Consider the following 18,439-nt stretch of genomic DNA (forward strand, 5'->3'; position numbering starts at 1 on the left):
ACGATGGCGACCGGGTGTCGCCATCGTCGCAGTGCTGTGCTTGATCAGCGCGCTGGTCGGGAGCTGGGCGGTGCGTTCGCAGGCGGCAGCCCCGGCCTCGCCGCCGTCGATCGCCGTGCCGCTCGACGCAATAGACGCCGGGAGTGCCGTCGAAGTCTCCCGGGCGCATGCCGACTTGGCCGACCTGGCAAGTCATTTGAAACGAAATGCCCCGGCGTCGACCGATCAGAAGTCGTTCAAGACCGCCGGGATCAAGCGCGACCGGCCACCGACCTGGTCCCGCGGTGCCCCGCCACAGTGGTGGCTGATCACCCCGGTTTCCCTGAACACCGCGGGGATCAACGCCCCCGGGCCCGATCCGGCGCATACCCCGTCGCCCACCCAGGCGCTCGCGGGACACGAACTTCTCAATCACATCTGCATCTCTCGTTGCTGATCGGCTAGCGCGCAAGCCGCTTCCGGCGTCTTCCTGGCGCCCGCGGCGCCATCACCGTTTCCTTTATCGACGTCTTCTTTGAGACGCCGAGTCATTGCCGTCGCAGTCCGAAGGCTGCCGGCGGCGCTACCGCAAGCCTCGAGGAGTTTTGTCATGTCCGATTACGCAGTCGAATACACCCGTCGCCCAGGCCAATTCCACGCCGCCGACCCCTTCGCGCCGGAGGAGAAGTAGCGATGGACTACGGCGCTTTACCACCGGAAGTCAACTCGGCGCGCATGTACAGCGGTCCGGGTTCGGGATCGATGATGGCCGCCGCGGCGGCCTGGCAAGGGCTGTCCGCCGAGCTGTACACCGCGGCAGCCGCCTACGGCTCGGTGACATCGAGCCTGACGGGCGCGTGGCTGGGGCCGGCCGCGATGTCGATGGCCCAGGCCGCGGCTCCGTACATCGTGTGGCTGCGCACCATGGCGGAGCAGGCCGAACAAGCGGCCACGCAGGCCGGTGCCGCCGCCGCGGCCTACGAGGCGGCGTGGGCGGCGACGGTTCCGCCACCCGTGATCGCCGCCAACCGGGCCGAGTTGATGCTGCTGATCGCGACGAATGTGTTGGGTCAGAACAGCCCGGCCATCGCCGCCGCCGAGACCGAATACGACCAGATGTGGGCTCAGGATGCGGCCGTCATGTACGGCTACGCCGGCGCATCCGCGGCCGCCGCGACGTTGACGCCGTTCACCCCGCCGTCGGCGACGACCGACGCGGCGGGGCTGGCCCGGCAAGGGGCCGCGGCGACGCAGGCGGCCGGAGCGACGGGCGCCACCAATGCCCAGGAGGTCCTCGCCAACGGCTCTCAGCTCGTTTCCACTGTGCCCCAGGCGCTTCAGGGGCTGGCATCGGCGCCGGCGTCCAATTCGTCGGGCGCGTCGGGCGCGTCGCTCTCGTCGTTGATGTCCAAGTTCAACACGTTGACGGGGCCCGCGAAGTTCGCGACCTACCCGATGCTGTTCATGAACCAGGCCCTGGCGGCGTCGAAGGCGGTCACCGCGCCGGTCAAGGCGGCGTCGGGGCTGGCCACCGGGCTCGGCGCCGGCGCACGCGCGCTGGGAGCGGCGGCCCTGCCGGGGCTCGGTGGCGGCGCCGCCTTTTCCGCCGGCCTGGGTCGCGGCGTGTCGATCGGCGCGTTGACGACGCCGCACGCCTGGCTGGCCGCGCCCGTGACCAGTGCGGTGACCTCCGCGCCGCCGAGTGTCGGATGGACCGCGGCGCCGCCGACCGGCATGACCGGGGCAGGTCCGACGGGCCTGCCGTTGATGCCGCTGGCGAACATGGCGGGCCGGGCCGTGGGCGGCCCCAGCGCTTCCCGGTTCGAACTGCGCGCGAGCGTGGTCCCGCGCTCACCCGCGGCCGGGTGAGCGGGCCGGCCCTGAGATGATGCTTCCTAGGGCGGGGTGAGCGCTCACAGGTCCCGCCCAGGTTGGGCGGCGACACTGAGTCGACATCGAACTGCGCCGCGTTGACTGCGCGCAAGAGCACCGGGTCGGGGGCCCGAACGTATGACATTTGCTGTGCCGCTCGGGGGCGGGCCGAACGCTCTGCTGTCGCGACCGGCGCCGACGTGTCGGCGCCCGGTCCCCGCGCCCCGACGAGCCGATGGCTGACCGGCCCGGTGGGCCGGCCCTTCCGCTGACCGCGTATCTAACCGGGGACAACGCGCCGCCGATAACGCCGGCCCCCATCAGCCGGCCGTGGATGTCGGAGATGCGGGACGGCTGGCCCAATCGGTGTCTGCCGATGCTCATCGCCAACCAGAGTGGGTGGGAGCTGGGCAATCCGTCGGCGTTCACCGCGACCTGGATGGGCGGGGACGACAGCATGGGCGTGTTGATCACACCCGACCGGCGCGACCCCGGTCAGTTCCTGCCCTTCAGCCACTTCGGTCACGGCATCCTGACCTGGCATCTGCCGATGCTGTTCCGCACGCCGCCGGGTTACAACCTGCTGGTCCGCGGGCCGGCGAACTACCCGAAGGACGCCGTGTCGCCGCTGGAGGGAATCGTCGAAACCGACTGGGCCACTTCGAGTTTCAGCATGAGCTGGCAGATGACCCGCAAGATGATGCCGGTGCGATTCGAGGTCGGCGAGCCGATCTGCATGATCGTCCCGCAGCGCCGGGCCGAGCTGGAACGCTTCGTCCCGGAAATCCGGCCGATCGACTCCGACGAGGACCTGCGTCGCAAACACGAATTCTTCATGCGTTCGCGCAGCGAGCTGGGGCGGGCACAGGCCGCCGCCGCCACCGCCGTCGGCGAGCGAGTGCCGTGGCAGGGCGACTACACGCGGGGCAAACATTCCGACGGAGAGACCGGCGCGCCCGATCACCAGACGCGTATCCGCCTTAGCCCGTTTCTCGAGTCGCAACGCGAGACGCGGAAGTAGCCCTTGCGACGTGCGAGCACCGCGTTCTGGTCAGGGGTGTCCGGCCGGTGTCTCGCCGTCGTACTGAGGGAGAAACAGGGTGAAGGTCGCGGGTGCGCGTGACGTGAGGAGCAATCGGCATCCTTCGGCCTCGGCAAGGCTGCGAGCCAGCGGGAGGCCGATGCCGTGTCCGCCGGTGACCCGGCGATTGAACGGTTCCGTATGTTCGGCCATCCGTCCGTCGTCGGTGACGTCGATTGCCACGCCGTTGCTGGCTTCCCGCGCATGGATGGTGACCCGGCCCGCGCCATGGCGTGCAGCGTTGTCGACCAACACCGACAGGATCTGGCGAACTGCGGCTGCGGATGCACGCGCCGGCCGAAGTTGTGGATCGACGATGACGTGAAAGGGCCGCTCGGATGCGGCGAGCAGGGCCTGCCCCGCGCCTTCGAATTCTTCGAGCAGCGTCGGGGTGTCGAGCGGCTGGGCACGGTGCTGCTGGGTGCGCGCCAGAGTAACGAGATCGTCGATGGTGCTTTGCAAACGATCTGCGGCGACGAGTGCCTCGCGGGTCGCGGTCTGGTAATCGGGGTCGGGCGCGTCCAGTGTGGTCTCTAACCGCAGGCGCAAACCTGCCAGTGGCGTGCGAAGTTGGTGGGAAGCGTTGGCCGTGACAGCGCGTTCCCGGTCGACCAGTTCTCCGATCCGGGCCGCCGACTGATTGAGAGCCTCCGCCGCCGTGTCGATTTCGGGGATACCGCTGGCCTCGGCTCGCACAGTGAAGTCGCCGTCGCCGAGTTGTGCGGCTGAGGCCGCGAGCGCTTCGACCGGACCCGAGAGCCGGCGCGCCTGTCGGCGGGCGAGCTGCCAGACAGCGGCAATAATGACCCCTTCGAGGACGATCATGCCCAGCCAAGTGACGGCGATTCTCGGATAGGCCTCCTTGGGGGATGTCGTGGCGCGCACGACATAAGCCGCCCCCGGTTCGTCGGCAATTGGGACGGCGACGGTCAGCTGGCCGAGATCCGAATCGCTGTGCACATCGTTGTCGGTGAGCGACCGTCGGACCAGTGCATCGGCGTGGTCAGGTCCGCGTCCGGTGACGAGCCGGCCGTCTGCGCCGTACAGGGCGACCTCGGTTCCCCGAGGATGAATCGCCAGATCGCGTGGGGGTCGGCCATGGACTAGGTCGGTGGCGACGTCGACGGCGGCGACGTCGGCGGTCCGTTCAAGCCGAGTTGCCTGGTCAATGAAGAAGTATCGCGCCGCCGCGATGGCCAGCGGCACGGCGAAGAGGCTGGTGGCCAGCGTTGCCGATAGCACCGCCAGGGTGACGATGCGCTTACGCATGCCCCGACCGCTCGGACGCCTCGCGGGCGGATTGCGGCCGGCCGGGTGAATCGAGCCGGTAGCCGTAACCGCGCAACGTCGTGATGCTGGGCGCCGCGACAGGGTCGGTAGCGTACCTTGCCGCCGCGTCGGCCAGTTTCCGTCGCAGTATGCCGATGTGCACGTCAAGCGTCTTGGTGGGCCCGTACCAGTTCTCGTCCCAGACATCGGCCATCAGCGTCTCACGGCGAACCGCAGTGTCGGCCTCAGCGGCGAGCCGCGCAAGCAGATCAAACTCGCGGCTCCGCAACTCGAGTCGCTGCCCGTGGAAAAGCGCGGTGCGTGCGCCTGGATCGACCACCAACTCCCCCACGACGTGAGCCTGCGCCGGATTGGCCTGTGCCGGGCCTCGGCGCAGGTGCGCCCTGATACGGGCCAGGAGTTCGGTATAGCGAAACGGCTTGGTCAAGTAGTCGTCGGCTCCGGCGTCGAGACCGACGACGATGTCGATCTCGGCATCCCGGGCCGTCAGGATCACCAACACCGCACCGGGTGCCGCATCCCGTAGTTGCCGGCAGATCTCTACGCCGTCAAGGTCTGGTAGACCGAGGTCCAGGAGCACCAACTCGAAGTCTTGGATGGCTGCTTCCCGCAGCGCCCCACGCCCGCTGCGGGCCCAGGCGACCTCGTGGCCATGCGACCGCAGGCCGTCGACGAGCAGGTTGCCGATGGTCTGATCGTCCTCGACGATCAGCAGCTGAGCCATTTTTCGAGTCTATCCGGCAGTTCAGCAGGCTCCGCCGGCCCCGACGGCATAGCGGTCATGCGTGTCGACACGAGCCGGATGGACCGAAGGAGCTGAAAGTCTCACGGCACGACGATGGCGATATGCGGCAGCGCCCGTGACCGCCCCGACCGGCGCCAGCAACAGCAGCGGCACGGCGCTCGGCACTGTAGCCAGCAACAGGCCTCCGCAAGCCGCCCCGACGACGGCCCCGGTCAGCGCGGCGGCCGCGGCCGAGTCGGCGCGGGCGCGTGACGACCGAGTACTTGCGGCGATCAGGCCGGTCAGAGCGCCAGTGAGATAAGTAGTCGCGACGGTCACACCGAGCCCGCGCATCGCGGCACCCTGCAGACCCATGGCCGCGGCCGCGGCAGCGAGTAGTCCCAACTGCAACGCTCCCTTAGGCGCGCCACGCGTCACCTCCCAGCCCAGCGCAAGCGCGAGCAGGACGCCGAATTGGACGGCGAGCGTGGCCGTAACCGGTTGCGGCCACAGCGCCCCCGAGGAGGCGTGTCGGCCCGTGATTCGGGTTCCGGTGGCAACCCCCAGCACGTAGCCGCCCAGCGCCACCGCGGTGTGAGTGAGCAGCGCCCTATCCGAGTGTGCGAGCGCGAGCCCGGTCAAGGCGAAATTGCCTGTCATCACACTGGCAAAGACGCCGCCGAGATGGGTCAGGGTGGTCACATCCAGCGCACCGGTGCCAAATGTCAACGCCGCCGCCACCGCGGCCGGCCACCGCGGGTGCGGATGGTCGGCCGCCGTGGGCGCGATCGGAGTAGCAAGAACGGCCATCACTGCTGAGCCGTTGCGACCAGGGTGAGCGCCTCTGCGCAGCGTTCGGACGCCGCGCGTAAGATGGCCGCGCTGCGCTCCAGGGCGGCTCGCTCGTCGGCGCTCATCGATGGTTGGACAACCTGTTCAACGCCGTTGGCTCCCACCACCGCGGGCAGTGAGAGCGTGGTGCCGTATTGGGGGAGGTGGACCCCGACGGGAAGCAGCACCCGCTCGTCACGCAACACCGCGGCGGTCAGCCTCGCGGCCACCGAAGCGATGCCGTAGCGGCTGGCGCCCGTGCCCTCGATGATAGCGATATTCGCGTAGCGAACATCGTTCTCGATCTCCTTGCGGACATCCTCTGCTGGCCGGCAATTGCGGTCGATCATGTCGAGGACGGGTTCGTGGGATACCGCGGCGGTGGACCACAACAAGACCTCAGAAGTTCCGTGTTCGCCGACCACCATGGCCTGCACGTCCGACGGTTGAACGTTCAACCGCTCGGCCAGGTGTACCTGGAACCGCAAGGAGTCGAGGAGGGTACCGGTGGAAAACACCCGGTTATGGCCGGCCAACAGTCGGGTGATCTCGGCCAACGGGTCCGGCGGATCGGTAACCACCATGAGCACCGCCGCGGGCGCGGCATCCACGATCTTAGGAACGATATCGGCGTAGATGAGGGCGTTCTCGGCCGCCAACCGCAACCTTCCCTGGGGGTCGGTGCGGTCGACCGCGCCACCGGCGCGTTCGTTGACGCCGGCTGTGATGAGGACCAGCGCCGCGTTGGCGAGGTCTTCGATGCCGCCGGCGCGCACGTGAGTGCCCGGGGTCAGCGGGGCCCCGTACCGCAAGTCGAGCGCCACCCCCGCTGCGCGCTCAGGGTCACGGTCGACGAGAACGATCTCGCGGCACAATCCATTCTCGACCAATGCCAGTCCGGTGGCCGCTCCTACCTCTCCAGCGCCAACAATGCCAACTTTCACTTCACTTCCTCCAATTCGGTGGACGCAACTTCCCTTACGAGTCCGACGCTAAGCAGCCGTCGGTTAGCGGCTGCCGATGAATTGGTAAAAAAGTCCCTTACCTTCTGGCTTGGTGCTTTCAACATCGGGCGTGTGGCCGTGTGCTGCCGGATGAGGCCGCCGATCTCCGTGGGACCGGTTGTGGCGCAACATGATCACTCGATAGGTCTGCCAGAAGTACCTGGATGTCTGACCGCGAGCTGGTCACGAAGTTGCAAAAGGATTCCGCCGCAACGTGATCCAAGTTCCGGTCGTGAAGCCGTAGGATCACGTTCGCCGCTGAGGAGGGCGGTTAGAGCGGCGACCAAGCTTCAGCAGAAGGTTTGGGGATCGCGATGGGCAGCCACGGGATCGGACTGCTCGCGCTGGTCGAGAAGCGGCAGTAGCCCTTGCGACGGCCGGGCCGCGGCCTAGAGTCGGTCTCATGCCACTTTCAGGGGAATACGCGCCGAGCCCATGGGACTGGGCCCGCGAACAGGCCGAGAAGTACGAGCAGTCCGGCGGCACCGAGGCCACCGACATGAAGGGGAAACCCATCATCGTGTTGACCACGGTCGGGGCCAAGACCGGCAAGCTGCGCAAGACCCCGCTGATGCGGGTCGAGCACGACGGCGAGTACGCGATCGTCGCCTCGCTCGGCGGCGCGCCCAAGCACCCCGTCTGGTACCACAACGTCGTCAAGAATCCCCGGGTCGAGCTGCAGGACGGCGGCACGACCCGCGAATACGACGCGCGGGAGGTGTTCGGCGACGAGAAGGCAGCGTGGTGGGAACGCGCCGTCGAGGCCTGGCCCGACTACGCCGAATACCAGAAGAAGACGGACCGGCAGATCCCGGTGTTCGTGCTGACCCCGGTCGGCTGAATTCCGGAGTTGACCGGCTGGCATGGCACCATTGATCAGTGTCCGCCGAATTGAGCCATAGCTCGAGCGTCTCGCCGGTGTGCGCGGCGGACATCGACAGCGCGGCCAAGCGGATCGCCGCGGTCGTCACGCCGACCCCGCTGCAGTACAGCGACCGGTTGTCGGCGATCACCGGCGCGCAGGTGTACCTCAAGCGGGAAGACCTGCAGGTGGTGCGCTCCTACAAGCTGCGCGGGGCCTACAACCTGTTGGTCCAGCTGTCCGATGAGGAGCTGGCCGCCGGCGTGGTGTGCTCGTCGGCGGGCAACCACGCGCAGGGCTTCGCCTACGCGTGCCGGACGCTGGGCGTGCGCGGCCGCGTCTACGTGCCCGCCAAGACCCCTCAACAGAAGCGGGACCGCATCCGCTACCACGGCCGGGAGTTCATCGAGCTGATCGTCGGCGGAACGACCTACGACCTGGCCGCCGAGGCGGCGCTGGTCGACGTCGAACGCACGGGCGCCACCCTGGTGCCCCCGTATGACGACCTGCGCACGATCGCCGGTCAGGGCACCATCGCGGTCGAGCTGCTGGGTCAACTGGACAGCGAACCGGACTTGGTGGTGGTCCCCGTGGGGGGCGGCGGCTGCATCGCCGGCATCACCACCTACCTCGCCGAACGGACGACGAACACGTCGGTGCTGGGCATCGAACCGGCCGGGGCGGCGGCGATGATGGCCGCGCTGGCCGAAGGGGAGCCGGTGACGCTGGACCACGTGGACCAGTTCGTCGACGGCGCCGCGGTGCGGCGGGCGGGCACGCTGACCTACGCCGCGCTGGCCGCCGCCGGCGACATGGTGTCGATCACCACGATCGACGAGGGGGCGGTCTGCACCGCGATGCTGGACCTCTACCAGAACGAGGGCATCATCGCCGAGCCCGCGGGCGCGCTGTCGGTGGCCGGGCTGCTGGAGGCCGACATCGAGCCGGGCTCGACGGTGGTGTGCCTCATCTCGGGCGGCAACAACGACGTGTCGCGCTACGGGGAAGTGCTCGAGCGCTCGCTGGTCCACCTCGGCCTCAAGCACTACTTCCTGGTGGATTTCCCGCAGGAACCCGGCGCGCTGCGCCGCTTCCTCGACGAGGTGCTGGGCCCCGACGACGACATCACCCTGTTCGAGTACATCAAGCGCAACAACCGCGAGACCGGCGAGGCGCTGGTGGGCATCCAGCTGGCGTCGTCGGCCGACCTGGACGGCCTGCTGGCCCGGATGCGGGCGACGGAGCTGCACGTCGAACGCCTCGAGCCCGGCTCCCCGGCGTACCGCTACCTGCTGTTCTAGACCCCGGGCCGCGGTGCATGGACCAGGAGTTTGGGCCCGGTACCGGCGGATTCGGCCCGGTCAGCGCCGGCGTCGCCGGTGTGCTCGCCCTGTTGGCGTGGGCGGCGATCTGGGTTGCCCGGTGCGGACCCCGGTTGCGGATGCAGTGGAGGCGGGTGTTCCGCTCGGCCGCGGTCGGCAAAACGCTGACCTGGGTCCACGACCGGATCGGTGACCGGGGACGGTCGCTGGCCCGCCGGTGGCCGGCCGGCGAGGTCGCCGGAGTCGCATTGCTGCTCGGGCTGGTCGCGGTCGTGGCGCTGGCGGCCGGCTTCACCGAGGTGCTCGACGACGTGCTGGAGGGCGACGGCATCGCCGGGATCGACCCACCGGTGACCCGATGGCTCGCGGCGCACCGCGACCTGTGGCTGACCGCCGCCCTGCGGGCGGTCACCCTCGCGGGCGAACCGCTCGTCCTGGCTGCGCTCGCCTTCCCGATCTCGGTTGCCGCGGGTTGGCGGTGCCGGTCGTGGCGCCCAGTGATGCTTGCCCTGGTGGGTGGCGGGGCGGTCCCGCTGGTGCTCTTTTCCGCCAAAGCCCTGGTGGGCCGGCAGCGCCCGCCCCTGCCGTTCGCCCTGATCGACGCGGACGGGTATTCGTTCCCCTCCGGGCACGCGACCGGCACCGCCGCGATCATGGTCATCTCCGCGTGGATGCTGACCCGCTGGCTGATCCCCTGGTGGGCGGTTCGCGTGACGGCCTGGGCCCTGGCGATCGGCTCGGCGTTCCTGATCGGGTTCTCGCGTGTCTATCTGGGAGTTCACTACGTGAGCGACGTGCTCTCCGGCTGGATGCTGGGCCTGGCCTGGGCCGGCACCGTCATCCTGGTCGGCACCTGGTGGGACGACACCCGGCGGGCCGGCGGCCGGGCGGGCAGGTCACGATCGGCGCCCGGGTAGGTACCCCGGCACCGGGGTCGCGGGATCGAGGTCGTCGGCGGGCACCGGCGCCCCTGCCGTGACGCGCAGTGGCACCACCCCCGCCCAGTGCGGCAGCGCGCAATCCTGCGGATCGTCGACCGGGCCGCCGGTACGGACCTTGGCCGACACCTCGGCGAGGTCGAGCGCGAGCACCCCGGTGGCTGCCAGCTCGCGCGGATTCGGGGCTCGGCAGTCGGCGGCCCGCCCGGGCGCGACGTGGTCGAGCAAACCGGCCAGCGCCCTTCGCTGCTCCGCCTCGTCGTCGACGACGCGCGCGGCGCCCAGCACCACGACCGAGCGGAAGTTGACCGAGTGGTGCATGGCGGCGCGCGCCAGCACCAGGCCGTCGACCAGGGTGACCGTCACGCACACGGGCAGGCCCGCCGGCGCGGCCCGGGCCGCGAGCAGGGGACCGCTGCCGCTGGAGCCGTGCAGGTAGAGCGTCTCGCCGAGGCGGGCGTGGGTGGTCGGCAGCACCACCGGGCGCCCGTCGCTGAGATAGCCGAGGTGGCAGACGAGCGATTCGTCCAGGATTTGGTGGACGGTGTCGCGGTCGTAGTGCGCGCGCTCCCGGTAGCGCGTGGGCGTGGTGCGGGGCGTCGGCTCGTATCCGGTGCGCATGGCGATTGCCTTTGTTCTAGTACATAATAATGTGCGTGCCAGTACAAAGCAGCATAGCCGGAAGCGGCGCCGAGTCCATAGCGGCCAGCATCGAAGAGGCGATCTCGGCCGGCTCCCTGGCGCCCGGCGACGCCCTGCCGCCCGTCCGCGAGCTGGCCGCTCGGTTGGGCGTGAACGCCAACACCGCCGCGTCGGCCTACCGCCTGCTGCGCCATCGGGGTGTCGTGGAGACGGCGGGCCGGCGGGGCACCCGGGTGCGCCACCGCCCGGCGACCACCCCGCGATCGCTGCTGGGCCTGGACGTGCCGACCGGGGTGCGCGACCTGTCGACCGGCAATCCGGACCCCGCCCTGTTACCCCTTGCCGGCGCCATGCTGCCCGGCCCCGTCGCGGGCCGGCCCGTGCTGTACGGGGAGCCGGCCATGTCGGCGGCGCTGGCCGAGTTCGCACGGGCGGCGCTGTCCGCCGACGGCGTCCCGGCCGACCACCTCGCGGTGACCAGCGGCGCGCTCGACGGCATCGAGCGCGTCCTGACCGCGCACCTGCGTCCCGGTGATCGCGTCGCGGTCGAAGACCCGGGCTGGGCCAACCTGCTCGACCTGCTCGCCGCGCTGGGCCTCGCGGCCGAGCCCGTCCGGGTCGACGACGACGGCCCGCTGCCCGCTGACCTGACGCGGGCGCTGGATCGCGGTGTGCGCGGGCTGGTCGTCACCAACCGCGCCCAGAACCCCACGGGCGCCGCGCTGTCCGCGAGGCGCGCCGACGAGCTACGAAAACTGTTGAACGACAGGGCGAGCGAGCTGCTGCTGGTGGAAGACGACCACTGCGCGGGCATTTCCGGCGCGCCGCTGCACACCTTGGCCGGGGTGACCCGGCACTGGGCGTTCGTGCGGTCGGCGTCCAAGCCCTACGGCCCCGACCTGCGGGTGGCCGTGCTGGCGGGCGACCACCGCACCGTCGAGCGCGTGGTCGGCCGGCTGCGGCTGGGCCCGGGCTGGGTCAGCCACCTACTGCAGGACCTGGCGGTCAGCCTGTGGTCGGATCCGGCGGCCGCCCGCCTCGTCGCCACGGCCGAGCGGCGCTACGCCGCCACCCGGCGGGCGCTGTGCGCCGCCCTGGCCGAGCGCGACGTCGCCGCGCACGGCCGCTCCGGGCTCAACGTGTGGGTGCCTGTGCCCGACGAGACCGTCGCGATCACCCGGTTGCTGGCCGCGGGCTGGGCCGCGGCGCCAGGCACGCGGTTCCGGATCGGCACTCCGGCGGGCATCCGCGTCACCGCCGCGGGCCTGGGCTCCGACGAGATCGCGCCCCTGGCGGACGCGATCGCCGACGCGGTGCACGGCGCGGGCCGGCCCAGCGTGTAGGCCCAGCGTTTAGGCCAGCGTCAGCCCGTTTCGGTGCCGCCGGCCCCCAGGCCCGGGCCCGTCCACAACAACACCACGCTGCGTTCCGGCGGCGGCTCGTTGACGGCCGGCGCGGGCCTTTTCTTCCTCAGCAAGCCGACCCACCGGCAGAATGCGGATTGATTCATGGGCGGATCATCGGCCGTTGCGGGGCCCGGCCGCTCACCGCCATCCACACCCCCCCGCGAGCAGACACATAATCGCGTGACGCGCCGCGATGCGGTGCGATTTTACGTCTGCTCGCGGACCGCCAGGATCGCGAACGAATGGCCTTCCAGCGTCGTGCTGTCGGCCTCGACCGCGGGGTCACCCCAGGCGAGGACCACGTCACCGGCGACGGGCACCCGCACCGCCTCGGCGCCGAGGTTGCACACGATGCGCAGCCGGCCGCGCCCCACGCTGATCCAGCGTTGCTCCTCGTCGTAGTCGACGGTGAGGTGCTCCAGCCAGGGATCGGCCAGGTCCGGGTCGCTGTGCCGCAACGCGATCAGGTCGCGGTAGAGCCGGTGCACGCGCCCGTGCTCGCCGGAGTCGACTTCGTCCCAATCGAGCTTCGAGCGCTGGAACGTCTGCGGGTCCTGGGGGTCGGGGATGTCGTCGGCGTCCCAGCCGTGTTCGGCGAACTCGGCCTTGCGGCCCTCCGCGGTGGCCCTGGCCAGCTCCGGCTCGGGGTGCGAGCTGAAGAACTGGAACGGGGTGGACGCCGCATACTCCTCGCCCATGAAAAGCATTGTGGTGAAGGGCGTTCCGAGCGCGAGCGCCGCCTTGACGGCGAGCTGGCCGCCGGTCAGGTTCTGCGACGGACGGTCCCCCAGCGCCCGGTTGCCGACCTGGTCATGGGTGCAGGTGTAAGCGACCAGCCGGGTGGCCGGGATGGTGGCGGGGTCCAACGGCCGCCCGTGCCGGCGACGCCGGAACGACGAATACGTGGCGGCGTGGAAATAGCCGTGCCGCAGCGTCTCGGCCAGGGTTGCCAGCGAACCGAAGTCCCCGTAGTAGCCCTGGCGCTCCCCGGATACCGCGGTGTAAATGGCGTGGTGGATGTCGTCGGCCCACTGCGCCGTCAGTCCGTAGCCGCCCCGGTCGCGCGGCGTGATCAGCCGCGGATCGTTGAGGTCGCTCTCGGCGACCAGCGACAGCGGGCGGCCCAATTGCTTGGCTAGCCAATCTGTTTCGGTCGCGAGCTCCTCGAGGATGTGGATGGCGGTGGTGTCCACCAGGGCGTGCACGGCGTCCAGGCGCAGGCCGTCGGCGTGGAAGTCTCGCATCCAGCGCAGCGCGCACCCGATGATGTAGCGGCGCACCTCGTCGGAGTCGGCGTCGGCGATGTTGATGCCCTCGCCCCACGGGTTGCTCGCCGACGACAAATACGGCCCGAACTTCGGCAGGTAATTGCCCGACGGGCCGAGGTGGTTGAACACCGCGTCGATCAACACGCCCAGGCCCCGCGCGTGGCAGGCGTCGACGAACCGCACCAGGCCGTCGGGGCCGCCGTAGGGTTCGTGCACGCTGTACCACAGCACCCCGTCGTATCCCCAACCATGGGTTCCGGCAAAGGAATTCACCGGCATCAGCTCGACGAAGTCCACCCCGAGGTCCACCAGGTAATCCAGCTTGTCGATCGCGGCGTCGAAGGTGCCGGGGCCCGTGAAGGTGCCCAGGTGCATCTCGTAGATGACCGCGCCCTCGACCGGCCGGCCCCGCCAGTCACCGTCGGTCCAGCGGGCGGCGGCCGGGTCCCACAGCTGCGAGCGGGCGTGCACGCCCTCGGGTTGCCGCGCCGAGCGCGGATCGGGCAGCACGGTGGGATCGTCGTCGAGCAGGTACCCGTAGCGGGCGTCCGGCGCCGTGTCGACCTCGGCGTGCCACCAGCCGTCGTCCGCGCGCGTCATCGCGTGCACCCGGCCCTCGATGTCGAGCCGGACCACTTCCGGTTTCGGGGCCCAGACCCGGAATTCAGTTGTCCGCAATTCAGTCACAGTGGCGCTCCAGCAGGACGACGGGAAGCTCGGCGAACAGTTGGGCGGCCGACGTCGGCCCGTCCGCGATGACCCCGGTGAGCGCGTCCTTCCAGGTGCCCGTCGGCAGTGCCAGCACCGTGTTGCCCCAGCCGGTTTCGGTCAGTCGCACGGTCCACCGGGTCACCGCGACCACGATGTCCTCGCCCCGGCGGAACGCCAGCACGTGGTCGCTCGCGTCGCCGTTGGCCAGCACGGGAACGTAGTCGCCGCGCAGGAAGCTGTCCGGATGGGAGCGACGCACCCGCAGGGCGGCCGTGACGACCCGAATCTTGGGGTGCTCCAATGCCTTCAGCGCCGCGCGCCGGGCGGTGTAGTCGACCGCCCTGCGGTTGTCCGGGTCGACGAGACTGTCGTCCCACAGCTCGGTGCCCTGGTAAACGTCGGGGATACCGGGCACGGTCAGCGCCAGCAGCTTCTGACCCAACGCGTCGCTGGCGGCGTGCGGGTTGAGCTGGGTCACCAGCTCGGTCAGCTGTCCGGCCACCGGTCCGTCGAACACGCTGTCCAGCCACCGGTGCACCGCGTCCTCGAACTCGGTGTCCGGCTCGTTCCACGAGGTGTGCCAGGCCGCTTCGCGGATGGCCTTCTCGGTGTAGCCGTGCAGCCGGTCGCGCAACTCGGAGCTGACCTCGCCGCTGACCGGCCACACACCGAAGATGTTCTGCCACAGGAACTGCCCGGTCGCCGGGTCGGGGGAGGGTGAGGCGGCCTCCCAACGGCCGACGAACTCGGTCCACAGCGAGGGGACCTGCGACAGCACGCCGATCCGGGCCCGAACGTCCTCGCCGCGTTTGGTGTCGTGGGTGGTCAGCGTCGTCATCGTCTGCGGCCACAAGCGGGCGCGCGTGGCGGCGCTGTGATGGAACTCGGCCGCGCCGACACCGAAACGATGGGGCTCGCCGCCCACCTCGTTGAGCGACACCAGTCGCGCATCCCGGTAGAAGTAGCAGTCCTCGACGGACTTGGCGGTGACCGCGCCGCAGAGTTGTTGCAGCCGGGTGGCCGGCTCGCCGCCGCAGGCCAGCGCCGCGGCGATGACCTGCAGGGCGGGCCCGAGTTCCGGTGACTGTGCCTGCGTTTCGGCCAGCGCGGTGGGCATGATCGCCGCCAGCCCCGGGTAGTCGCAGCGGTAGACACCGATGTGGGTCAGCAGCGCGGCCACGGCGTCGGGCAACCGCGGGTCATCGGCCCCGGCCGCCGCCACGATGCTGCGGCGCAGCCGGCGCAGCTCGCTCGCGAGTGTGTCGGTCGCGGCCCGGATCTTCAATTCCGCCAGCATCTTCGGCGTCGCGCCGTAGTCCACTCCCGCCGACTGGACGAGCGCGGTGAGCGCGGGGGCGCCCTGCGGGTCGACGAAGACGCCGCCGATCTCGCGCAGCACGTCGTAGCCCGTGGTGCCGCCGATGGGCAGCGTCGGTTCGAGCGCCTCGTCGACCGCCAGGATCTTCTCGATCACGATCCAGGTTCGCGGGCCGACCGCTTCGCGCAGCCACGCCAGGTATCCGCACGGGTCGGACAATCCGTCGGGGTGGTCGATGCGCACGCCGTCGACGAGTCCCTCGGTGGCCCACCGGGCGACCTCGGCGTGGGTGGCGTCGAACACCGCGCGGTCCTCCTGGCGCAGCCCGGCCAGGGAGGTGATCGAGAAGAAACGCCGGTAGCCGCAGACGCCGTTGCGCCAGCCCACCAGCCGGTAATGCTGACGGTCATGGACGAGGGCCCCGTCCTCGGGTCCGGTCCCCTCGGCCGTGCCGGGCGCGATCGGCAGCGCCAGGTCGCCGAGTCGCAGCAGCTCCCCGTCCACCTCGAGGTCGGCGGCGTCGTCGTCGGACCCCAGGATGGGCAGCACGATGCGGCCGTCCTCGTCGAGGTCCCAGTCGATGTCGAAATACGTTGCGTAGTCAGAGGACCGGCCGTGCCGCAGCACGTCCCACCACCACGCGTTCTGCTGCGGCTGGTCAATCCCCACATGATTGGGCACGATGTCGACGATCAGGCCGATGCCGCGCTCCCGCGCCGCCGCCGACAGCCGCGCCAACCCGTCGCGGCCGCCGAGTTCGGGGGAGACCGTCGTCGGGTCGGTGACGTCGTAGCCGTGGTTGGACCCGGTGGTCGCGGTCATGATCGGTGACAGGTACAGGTGGGACACCCCGAGCTCGTCCAGGTAGTCCAGCAGGTTTTCCGCGTCGGCGAAGGTGAACGCGAACCCGCTGGCCTCCCCGCGCAGCTGCAGCCGGTAGGTCGACAGTATCGGAAAGGCCATGCGTCACATGGTCTTACGTAGTACCAGAAGCGAACGGCCCGGCAGCGAGACCTTCTCTTCGGCATGCACCAGCTGGTCGGCGTCCCCCGACGGATGGTTGGTGTCCAGTTCCACGGTCCACTCCTGCGCGTAGTCGTCGTTCGGCATCACGAACTCCACGGGTTCGTCGCCGGCGTTGAAGCACAGCAGGAATGAGTCATCGACCACCCGTTCGCCGCGTGCGTTGGGGGCGGAGATGGCCTCGCCGTTGAGGAACACCGCCACACACTTGTGAATGCTTTCGCCCCAGTCCTCGTGCGTCATCTCCCGGCTGCTGGGATTCAGCCAGGCGATGTCGCGCACTTCTTCGCCGCTTCGGATCGGCTCGCCCTCGAAGAACCGGCGCCGGCGGAATACCGGGTGGTTCTTGCGCAGCGCGGTCACCTTGCGCGCGAACGCCAGTAGGTCGGAGTTCTTGTCCACCAACGACCAATCCATCCAAGACAATTCGGAGTCCTGGCAGTAGACGTTGTTGTTGCCGTTCTGGGTGCGGCCCAGTTCGTCACCGTGCGCGATCATCGGCGTGCCCTGGCTGAGCAACAGGGTCGCCCAGAAGTTGCGCATCTGGCGGCCGCGCAGCGCCATGATCTCGGGGTCGTCGGTCGGCCCCTCGACGCCGCAGTTCCAGGAGCGGTTGTGGCTTTCGCCGTCCCGGTTGTCTTCCCCGTTGGCCAGGTTGTGTTTTTCGTTGTAGGAGACCAGGTCGTTCAGCGTGAAGCCGTCGTGAGCGGTGACGAAGTTGATGCTGGCGCTGGGGCGCCGGCCGGTCGCCTCATACAGGTCCGACGACCCGGTCAGCCGGGAAGCGAACTCGCCCAGGGTTGCGGGTTCGCCCCGCCAGTAGTCACGCACAGTATCGCGATACTTCCCGTTCCACTCGGTCCACAAACCCGGGAAGTTTCCCACCTGGTAGCCGCCCTCGCCGACGTCCCATGGTTCGGCGATCAATTTGACCTGGCTGACGATCGGATCCTGCTGGACCAGATCGAAGAACGCGCTCAACCGGTCGACGTCGTGCAGCTCGCGGGCGAGCGTGGCGGCCAGGTCGAAGCGGAACCCGTCGACGTGCATCTCGGTCACCCAGTAGCGCAGCGAATCCATGATGAGCTGCAGCACGTGCGGATGGCGCGGGTTGAGGCTGTTTCCGGTGCCGGTGTAGTCCTTGTACAACCGCAGGTCGGTGTCGACGAGCCGGTAGTACGCGGCGTTGTCGATGCCGCGGAAGTTGATCGTAGGGCCGAGGTGATTGCCCTCGGCGGTGTGGTTGTACACCACGTCGAGGATGACCTCGATGCCCGCTTCGTGCAGGCTGCGCACCATGGACTTGAACTCGGCGACGCTGGCGTCGCGGTTGGCCGCGTATTGGTTATGCGGTGCGAAGAACCCGAACGTGTTGTATCCCCAATAATTTCGCAGGCCCAGGTCGAGCAGCCGCGAGTCGTGCATGAACTGGTGCACCGGCATCAGCTCCAGCGCGGTGACGTTGAGCGACTTGAGGTGATCGATGACGACGGGGTGGGCCAGGCCGGCATAGGTGCCGCGAAGCTGCTCGGGGATGCCCGGGTGGGTCCGCGTCATGCCCTTCACGTGGGCCTCGTAGATCACCGTTTCGTGGTAAGGGGTGAGCGGCGCCCGGTCCGAGCCCCAGTCGAAGAACGGGTTGCTCACCACGCTGGTCATGGTGTGGCCCAGCGAGTCGACCATCGGGGGAATCCCGGGGTCGGCGTCATCGGCGTTGGGGTCGTCGGGGTTGACGGCCTTCATGTCGTAGGAGAACAGCGCCTGGCCGAAGGTGAAGTCGCCGTGAAAGGCCTTGCCGTACGGGTCGAGCAGCAGCTTGCTTGGGTCGCAACGGTGTCCGGCCGACGGATCGAAGGGTCCGTACACCCGGAAGCCGTAGCGCTGCCCTGGTGTGATGTTCGGCAGATACGCATGCCACACGAAGCCGTCGACCTCGTCGAGGGGGATCCGCGACTCCGCTCCGGCGTCGTCGATCAGACACAACTCGACCTTCTCGGCGATCTCGGAGAACAGCGAGAAGTTGGTCCCCGCGCCGTCATAGGAGGCGCCTAGCGGATAGGGATTTCCCGGCCACACGGTGGCCAGTCTCGGCTGTCGGTCACCAGCAACGCCTGTTTCTGAAGCGTGATTGTCGGTCGGCACCATCTGACCTTATCCGCGCTCGGCGC

16 protein-coding genes are annotated in these 18,439 nt (G+C 69.4%); 7 read left to right on the top strand and 9 right to left on the bottom strand.

Annotated features, from left to right (window positions below):
- Nucleotides 1-40: 40 nt before the first annotated feature.
- From BST44_RS16915 to BST44_RS16925, 3 genes are all read left to right on the top strand, one after another.
- Entirely contained in the window at nt 41-436 is a 396-nt protein-coding gene (locus tag BST44_RS16915) for a hypothetical protein (RefSeq protein ID WP_142274541.1), read from the top strand.
- A 236-nt stretch (nt 437-672) separates the two neighbouring features.
- On the top strand, nt 673-1,848 hold the full coding sequence (locus BST44_RS16920; RefSeq protein WP_083178263.1) for a PPE family protein: 1,176 nt from the start codon (nt 673-675) through the stop codon (nt 1,846-1,848).
- A gap of 238 nt (nt 1,849-2,086) precedes the next feature.
- A complete protein-coding gene (locus BST44_RS16925) occupies nt 2,087-2,872 on the top strand; it encodes a DUF6065 family protein (RefSeq protein ID WP_083178264.1) in 786 nt (261 codons plus the stop codon).
- A 30-nt stretch (nt 2,873-2,902) separates the two neighbouring features.
- Here BST44_RS16925 and BST44_RS16930 read toward each other — a convergent pair whose 3' ends face one another.
- From BST44_RS16930 to BST44_RS16945, 4 genes are read right to left on the bottom strand one after another with little or no spacing between them, the layout of a single operon-like run.
- Nucleotides 2,903-4,201, bottom strand: coding sequence for a sensor histidine kinase (locus tag BST44_RS16930; protein ID WP_083178265.1), 1,299 nt, complete (start codon nt 4,199-4,201; stop codon nt 2,903-2,905).
- A complete protein-coding gene (locus BST44_RS16935) occupies nt 4,194-4,946 on the bottom strand; it encodes a response regulator transcription factor (RefSeq protein ID WP_083178266.1) in 753 nt (250 codons plus the stop codon). The genes BST44_RS16930 and BST44_RS16935 overlap by 8 nt, the downstream gene beginning before the upstream one ends.
- 21 nt (nt 4,947-4,967) lie before the next feature.
- Nucleotides 4,968-5,756, bottom strand: a complete 789-nt coding sequence (locus BST44_RS16940) for a YoaK family protein (RefSeq protein WP_083178267.1) — start codon at nt 5,754-5,756, stop codon at nt 4,968-4,970.
- Nucleotides 5,756-6,721 (bottom strand): lactate/malate family dehydrogenase, encoded by a 966-nt coding sequence (locus BST44_RS16945; protein ID WP_083178268.1) that lies wholly within the window; start codon nt 6,719-6,721, stop codon nt 5,756-5,758. Before BST44_RS16945 ends, BST44_RS16940 begins: the two co-directional genes overlap by 1 nt.
- A 463-nt stretch (nt 6,722-7,184) precedes the next feature.
- On the opposite strand from BST44_RS16945, the gene BST44_RS16950 reads away from it, so the two are divergent.
- From BST44_RS16950 to BST44_RS16960, 3 genes are read left to right on the top strand one after another with little or no spacing between them, the layout of a single operon-like run.
- Complete coding sequence (locus BST44_RS16950; protein ID WP_083178269.1) at nt 7,185-7,622, top strand: nitroreductase family deazaflavin-dependent oxidoreductase; 438 nt, start codon at nt 7,185-7,187, stop codon at nt 7,620-7,622.
- 38 nt (nt 7,623-7,660) lie between these two features.
- Nucleotides 7,661-8,944: a threonine ammonia-lyase gene (ilvA, locus tag BST44_RS16955; protein ID WP_083178270.1), complete on the top strand. Its 1,284-nt coding sequence runs from the start codon at nt 7,661-7,663 to the stop codon at nt 8,942-8,944.
- A gap of 17 nt (nt 8,945-8,961) precedes the next feature.
- Nucleotides 8,962-9,882 carry a phosphatase PAP2 family protein gene (locus BST44_RS16960; protein ID WP_083178271.1) on the top strand — a complete coding sequence of 307 codons (921 nt, stop codon included), beginning with the start codon at nt 8,962-8,964 and terminating at the stop codon, nt 9,880-9,882.
- Here BST44_RS16960 and BST44_RS16965 read toward each other — a convergent pair.
- A complete protein-coding gene (locus tag BST44_RS16965) occupies nt 9,862-10,524 on the bottom strand; it encodes a pyridoxamine 5'-phosphate oxidase family protein (protein WP_083178272.1) in 663 nt (220 codons plus the stop codon). The genes BST44_RS16960 and BST44_RS16965 overlap by 21 nt on opposite strands.
- Nucleotides 10,525-10,559: 35 nt before the next feature.
- Between BST44_RS16965 and BST44_RS16970 the strand changes: the two genes are divergently transcribed.
- Nucleotides 10,560-11,888 carry an aminotransferase class I/II-fold pyridoxal phosphate-dependent enzyme gene (locus tag BST44_RS16970; protein ID WP_083178305.1) on the top strand — a complete coding sequence of 443 codons (1,329 nt, stop codon included), beginning with the start codon at nt 10,560-10,562 and terminating at the stop codon, nt 11,886-11,888.
- Between the two features lie 20 nt (nt 11,889-11,908).
- On the opposite strand, the gene BST44_RS30130 is transcribed toward BST44_RS16970, so the two are convergent.
- From BST44_RS30130 to glgX, 4 genes are all read right to left on the bottom strand, one after another.
- Complete coding sequence (locus BST44_RS30130; RefSeq protein WP_158086659.1) at nt 11,909-12,055, bottom strand: hypothetical protein; 147 nt, start codon at nt 12,053-12,055, stop codon at nt 11,909-11,911.
- Between the two features lie 102 nt (nt 12,056-12,157).
- Complete coding sequence (gene treZ / locus BST44_RS16975; protein WP_083178273.1) at nt 12,158-13,906, bottom strand: malto-oligosyltrehalose trehalohydrolase; 1,749 nt, start codon at nt 13,904-13,906, stop codon at nt 12,158-12,160.
- The gene (treY, locus tag BST44_RS16980; protein WP_083178274.1) at nt 13,899-16,211 is read right to left on the bottom strand and encodes a malto-oligosyltrehalose synthase; all 2,313 of its coding nucleotides are present in this window, start codon (nt 16,209-16,211) and stop codon (nt 13,899-13,901) included. The genes treZ and treY overlap by 8 nt, the downstream gene beginning before the upstream one ends.
- A gap of 3 nt (nt 16,212-16,214) precedes the next feature.
- Entirely contained in the window at nt 16,215-18,416 is a 2,202-nt protein-coding gene (gene glgX, locus BST44_RS16985) for a glycogen debranching protein GlgX (RefSeq protein WP_083178275.1), read from the bottom strand.
- Nucleotides 18,417-18,439: the final 23 nt, after the last annotated feature.

It is taken from the genome of Mycobacterium scrofulaceum (assembly GCF_002086735.1).
Taxonomy (GTDB): domain Bacteria; phylum Actinomycetota; class Actinomycetes; order Mycobacteriales; family Mycobacteriaceae; genus Mycobacterium; species Mycobacterium scrofulaceum.

Excerpts from the sequence above, each read along its gene's own strand:
- BST44_RS16920 (WP_083178263.1), top strand. The coding sequence starts at position 673 with ATGGACTACGGCGCTTTACCACCGGAAGTCAACTCGGCGCGCATGTAC.
- BST44_RS16925 (WP_083178264.1), top strand. The coding sequence starts at position 2,087 with ATGGCTGACCGGCCCGGTGGGCCGGCCCTTCCGCTGACCGCGTATCTA.
- BST44_RS16930 (WP_083178265.1), bottom strand. The coding sequence starts at position 4,201 with ATGCGTAAGCGCATCGTCACCCTGGCGGTGCTATCGGCAACGCTGGCC.
- BST44_RS16935 (WP_083178266.1), bottom strand. The coding sequence starts at position 4,946 with ATGGCTCAGCTGCTGATCGTCGAGGACGATCAGACCATCGGCAACCTG.
- BST44_RS16940 (WP_083178267.1), bottom strand. The coding sequence starts at position 5,756 with ATGGCCGTTCTTGCTACTCCGATCGCGCCCACGGCGGCCGACCATCCG.
- BST44_RS16950 (WP_083178269.1), top strand. The coding sequence starts at position 7,185 with ATGCCACTTTCAGGGGAATACGCGCCGAGCCCATGGGACTGGGCCCGC.
- BST44_RS16960 (WP_083178271.1), top strand. The coding sequence starts at position 8,962 with ATGGACCAGGAGTTTGGGCCCGGTACCGGCGGATTCGGCCCGGTCAGC.
- BST44_RS16965 (WP_083178272.1), bottom strand. The coding sequence starts at position 10,524 with ATGCGCACCGGATACGAGCCGACGCCCCGCACCACGCCCACGCGCTAC.
- BST44_RS30130 (WP_158086659.1), bottom strand. The coding sequence starts at position 12,055 with ATGAATCAATCCGCATTCTGCCGGTGGGTCGGCTTGCTGAGGAAGAAA.
- treY (WP_083178274.1), bottom strand. The coding sequence starts at position 16,211 with ATGGCCTTTCCGATACTGTCGACCTACCGGCTGCAGCTGCGCGGGGAG.
- glgX (WP_083178275.1), bottom strand. The coding sequence starts at position 18,416 with ATGGTGCCGACCGACAATCACGCTTCAGAAACAGGCGTTGCTGGTGAC.